General features: G+C 69.9%; 4 protein-coding genes. 2 read left to right on the top strand and 2 right to left on the bottom strand.

Going from position 1 to position 3704, the window contains the following annotated elements:
- The coding region (locus BN903_RS03950) for a DUF790 family protein (RefSeq protein WP_048076504.1) at positions 1-1181 on the top strand (1181 nt) is incomplete at its 5' end.
- A 486-nt stretch (positions 1182-1667) separates the two neighbouring features.
- Here BN903_RS03950 and BN903_RS03945 read toward each other — a convergent pair.
- Positions 1668-2198, bottom strand: a complete 531-nt coding sequence (locus tag BN903_RS03945) for a hypothetical protein (RefSeq protein ID WP_048076503.1) — start codon at positions 2196-2198, stop codon at positions 1668-1670.
- Complete coding sequence (locus BN903_RS03940; RefSeq protein WP_048076502.1) at positions 2195-3160, bottom strand: RsmB/NOP family class I SAM-dependent RNA methyltransferase; 966 nt, start codon at positions 3158-3160, stop codon at positions 2195-2197. The genes BN903_RS03945 and BN903_RS03940 overlap by 4 nt, the downstream gene beginning before the upstream one ends.
- 103 nt (positions 3161-3263) lie before the next feature.
- Here BN903_RS03940 and BN903_RS03935 point away from each other — a divergent pair.
- Positions 3264-3704: proteasome assembly chaperone family protein (locus tag BN903_RS03935; protein ID WP_048076501.1), on the top strand; the 441-nt coding region annotated here is incomplete at its 3' end.

Below are 3704 nucleotides of genomic sequence, written 5' to 3'. Positions count from 1 at the left end.
CCGCTGTCGACCGCGCCGCCGACGCGCTCGGCGTCGAACCGACGGTCGTCGACGACGCGCTGTACGCCGACCGCGACGTGAACCGGGTCCTCGTCGACGCCGACGTGCGCTGGGACCCGGACTCGCTGTTGGAGCAGTACGACCTCTCCTTGGCCCAGACCGCGCTGTTCGACGCGACCGAGGTCCGGGTGCGCTCGAACGACCCGAAGCGGCTCGTCTCGGCCGTGAAGCGCCTCCGACTGATGTACGAGGTACGGAAGACCCCCGAGGGGCGCGAACTGGTCGTCACCGGGCCGGACGCGCTGTTCTCGCGAACTCGACGCTACGGCACCGCGTTCGCCCGGCTGCTCAGGACGGTCGCCGAGTCGGCGGAGTGGTCGCTCTCGGCGACGGTCGACGATCGCGGCCGCGAGCGCACGATGCGCCTCTCCGACGGCGACGTGACCGTGCCCGACGTGGAGCCGGTCGCGGAGCCCGACTTCGACAGCGGGGTCGAGGCCGATTTCGCCGCCCGGTTCCGCGGGCTCGACCTCGACTGGGCGCTCGTCCGCGAGCCGGAGCCGCTCGAAACCGGTTCGAGCGTCATGATCCCGGACTTCGCGTTCGACTACGACCACGCCGACTTCCGGCTGTTCTTCGAGGTGATGGGCTTCTGGACCCCCGAGTACGTCGAAAAGAAGCTGGGTCAGCTGGCCGACGTGGAAGATGTCGACCTGCTCGTCGCCGTCGACGAGAGCCTCGGCGTCGGAGAAGAGATCGCCGCGCGCGACCACCGCGTCGTCACCTACTCCGGGACGGTTCGCGTGAAGGACGTGGTCGACGTGCTCCGCGAGTACGAGGCCGAGTTCGTCGCCGACGCGGCCGCCGCCCTTCCGGACGCCCTCTCGCCCGACGCCGACGCAATCGGGCTGGCCGAACTGGCCGCCGAACGCGGCGTGGGCGTCGAGGCGATCGAGGGGGTGTCGTTCCCCGATCACGAACGGGTCGGTCGCACCCTCGTACGGCCCGCGGTGTTGGAGGCGCTCACCGACGAGATCGAGCCGGGGATGTCGCTTTCGGCGGCCGAGGCGGCCCTCGACGAGTACGGGATCGACGACGCCAGCGCCGCGCTCTCGCGGCTCGGGTTCCGGGTCGAGTGGGAGGGACTCGGGGGCGGGACGGTGCGGGAGAAGGGGAAGTAGCGAGAAAGTTGGACAGAACAGCGCGGTGGCGCGCCCCTGGTGAGCGCCCGATAGGGCGCGAACCGACGGTGCGAGGGAGTCAGTCGCCGGAGCGAAGCGACGGCGACTGACGAGGCTGGGGAGGCTGAGGTGCGGGGTTGTGCGGGGCGGGACTCGAAGGGGCAGCCGGGAGGCGGACAGAGGCGTTCACGAGAGCAAACCTCTCGTGAGCCAATCAGAACGCGAAGCGTTCTGATGACGACGTAAGCACCGCAGGAGCGAACGAAGTGAGCGACGAGGAGCGTGGTTCGAGACGCCTTCGGCGTCTCGTCATCACGAAAGGCGCGAAGCGCCTTTCGAACGACAGCGAGCGTCTGCCCGGCTCTCGGCTGGGGCTTCGGCGGTGTTCTCGGTCGTGTGATCGACGGATCCGCCGCTGTCGCGTCGACAGAGACCTCCGACCGAACGGTAGATGACGGTTCTCCGAGGCCAGTCCAGTTCTCAGTATTACTCCACGACCGGCAGGTCCGCTCGACTCCCCTTCGGGACCACCGACCGCAGTTCGTCGTAGAGGTACAGCCCGACGCCGATCGGGACCGACTCGCCGGCGACCTCGTGGGTCGCGATCAGGTACCCCCAGTCGCCGTCCCACTCGGGGAGGTCTTGGTCCTCGCCGGCCGCGAACCGGGACGCCCGCTCGGGCCCCAACTCGATCACGTTCCTCGTCGCGTGACGGCCGAACCGGGAGACCGCCCGGCCGGTCGGCTTCCAGTGCTCCTGTCGCGTGCGGAGGAACGTCATCCCGATCGCCTCGACCCCGCTCGGGTCGGTCGCCTCGCCGTTGAATATCCAGACCTTTCCCGCGCCCTTCTCCCAGAAGCTGTACCCCTCGAAGACCGCCGGCTCGATCCCGAACCGCTCGTGCCACCAGTCGAGGACCTCGGCGCGGCTCGCGCGTCCCTCGATTTCGCGGTCCGCGGGCGTCTCCGGAAGGCGGTCGAACTGCTGGCCGTCGTTGGTGGGCGCATCGTCGCTCATGCGGCCACCTCGCCGTCGTCGGCTGCCCCACCGTCGCTCACGCCATCCTCGCTCTCGCCGCCGACCCGCAACTTCGCGCAGAAGAACCCGCCCGTGTCGTTGCGGTGCGGATAGATGCGCTTTGCTTGCGTCACGGACTCGTCGTACGTCTCGCCGTCCCACTCGGTGACGCCGGGATCCGTCTCGACCGGGAGATCGAAGTCGACGAGCTCGCAGCCCTCGTTCGCGAGGACGTGGTCGAGGACCGCCTCGTTCTCCTCCGGGGCGAACGTACAGGTGGAGTAGACGACAACCCCACCCGGACGGGTCGCCTGAACGGCGCGGGCCAAGACGCCCTTCTGGATCCCCGCGACCGCGTGGACGTGGTCGAGCGTCCACTCGTCGAGGACATCGGGGTTCTTCCGGCAGGTTCCCTCACACGAGCAGGGGGCGTCGACCAAGGCGCGGTCGAACTCGTCGAACGCCAGCGGCTTCATAGAGAAGTTGCGGGCGTCCTGATTGGTGACGACCGCGTTCGTGATCCCGAGCCGCTCCGCGTTGTGGCGGAGCGCGGAGAGGCGACCGAGGTTGTTGTCGTTGGCGACGACGGTCCCCTCGTCGGCCATCGCGTCCGCGATCTGTGTGGTCTTGCTGCCGGGCGCTGCGCAGGCGTCCCAGACGCGCTCGCCCTGCTGCGGGTCGAGCGCGAGCCCGGGCAGCACGGACACCTCCTCCTGTCCGTGCGTCCAGCCGTGGACGTACGGCCAGTTGCCGCCGGGGTTCCCGTCCGGGAGCCGGAAGAGCCCGTCGTGCCAGTCGACCGCCTCGTAGGCGACGCCCGCCTCGTCGAACGCCTCGCGGACGCGGGCCGGCGTCGCCGCGATCTCGTTCGTGCGCACGACCGAGGGGAGGGGACGGTCGCACGCCGCCCGGAACGCGTCGACGTCGTCGACGAGCGACTCGTATCGGTCGAGCGGATTCATGGCCTCCCTTTCGGGTCGGGCCGTTAGACGGTTTCGGGACGGGGGCGGGCGGACGCCGGCCGCGCGCCCCACCTTTACGTCCGTGCCAATCGTGCCCACGCACATGACGCGAATCTCCGTCGTCGACGACGTCTCGCTGGAGGATCCGACGCTGATCGAGGGGTTCCCCGGCGTCGGCCTGGTGGGCAAGATCGCGACTGACCACATAATCGACGCCCACGGGATGAGCCACTACGCGAACGTCCACTGCGACGGGCTCCCGCCGGTGACGGTCTACCGCGAGTCCGAGACGGCCGCGACGACGCCGGTGCGGCTGTACGCGGACTCCGAGAACGACCTCGTCGCGCTCCGCAGCGACGTGCCCGTGAAGCCGGGCGCGGCGACGGAGGTCGCGGCGTGTCTCGGAGCGTGGTTCGACGAGGTCGACCTGTTCCCGGTGTTCCTGTCGGGACTCGGCCGCGAGAAGGGCGAGGAGCCGCCCGAGCTGTACGGGATCGCGACCGGCGACGGCGGCGAGGCGCTCGCGCGCGCGGAAGTGTCGGAG

The organism is Halorubrum sp. AJ67, from assembly GCF_000513435.1.
Note: the sequence above shows the minus strand (reverse complement) of the source record. Positions and strands in the feature narration are given on the sequence as shown.

Bases quoted from the DNA above. Each gene is read 5' to 3' on its own strand.
- BN903_RS03945 (WP_048076503.1), bottom strand. From the start codon at position 2,198: ATGAGCGACGATGCGCCCACCAACGACGGCCAGCAGTTCGACCGCCTT.
- BN903_RS03940 (WP_048076502.1), bottom strand. From the start codon at position 3,160: ATGAATCCGCTCGACCGATACGAGTCGCTCGTCGACGACGTCGACGCG.